We start from the raw sequence: 1,153 nt of genomic DNA on the forward strand, positions 1-1,153 counted from the left end.
AAAAAAAAAAAAAAAAACGAGCATTTTCGCTCGTTTTTAACTATTTAGAAGGTGTACTTTTTCGGAAGATTGCTTTACTTTGTACATAGACAGTTTTCGCTATTGTTCTGTTTTTCGTTAATCTTTCCGTTAAAAGGTCTAGAGCTGTTTCACAAATTGTTGAAATATCAATATGGAATGTCGTTAAAGGTGGGGAAACATACTTCGTCACACTAATATTATTAATACTAAAGAACGCAACTCTCTCAGGAATTGGAATCAACTTTTCATTGAATGCCTGTAGAGCTCCGATTGCTAGAGGATCCGTTGCAACACAAAATGCTTCAGGAAGATCATTTCCCATTTTTTCTATTGCTTGTAACGCGATATTAAAACCATTTTTAACCGTACTTACAGGAACGATTAATACATCGTCTTCTCTTAATTTATTTCTTTCCCTCTGATAGTTTCTGAATGCTGTTTCCCTCAGTTCCGCAATGGGTTCATTTGTTTCTACATCATAATCCTTAGCTCCAATAAAGCCAATTCGTTCATAGCCACACCCTTCAAAAAATTGAATCATCGACTCTATCATAAAATTCAAATCAGATAGAACGTAATCAAAATTCCGAGGGTCTCTTCTTGTATTTAAAAACACTCCATGAGGTGTTATTTCTTCTAAATATTTGATTTCTCGATCAGTTAATTTCCCAATCGCAATAAAAGCAGTTATATTCTTATCGATTTTTTCAATTCCATCTTCTTGGTTATATCTGATTAATTCAATTTTTCGTTGTTCGGCTTGTTTTTCTAGTTCCGTACGAATCCCTTTAAAAAAAACATCCTCAAGCTCCTCTTCATTGGATATCCAGTAAAGAAAGGCTACATTATTCAACTGTGTGATTCCTTGTTTTTTCTTATAACCCATGTCTTCCGCAATTGCTTTTATTTTTTCTCTTGTATCTTCACTAACAGATAAATTTATATCATTATTAAGAACTCTTGAAACGGTCGCAATTGAAAATCCAGACTTTTGAGCAATATCACGAATTGTTGCCATTATTTCCCATCCTTTCTGTCCCCTTCCTATTACATATTACACATTAGTTCTTATAAAGTAAACATTTTTAGTAAACATTTTTATTTACTTTCAATCACATAATAGAAATGAGGG

Annotated in this window: 1 protein-coding gene; it reads right to left on the minus strand. The window is 32.7% G+C overall.

All coding sequences use genetic code 11. The features are described 5' to 3' along the window. Nucleotides 1–40: 40 nt before the first annotated feature. Entirely contained in the window at nt 41–1,039 is a 999-nt protein-coding gene (locus BFL01S_RS19670) for a LacI family DNA-binding transcriptional regulator (RefSeq protein WP_061786732.1), read from the minus strand. Between the last annotated feature and the right edge of the window lie 114 nt (nt 1,040–1,153).

Origin of the sequence: Priestia flexa NBRC 15715 (assembly GCF_001591565.1) — a bacterium.
Classification (GTDB): Bacteria; Bacillota; Bacilli; order Bacillales; family Bacillaceae_H; genus Priestia; species Priestia flexa.

Coding starts and splice junctions, on each gene's coding strand:
- BFL01S_RS19670 (WP_061786732.1), bottom strand. CDS start 1,039: ATGGCAACAATTCGTGATATTGCTCAAAAGTCTGGATTTTCAATTGCG.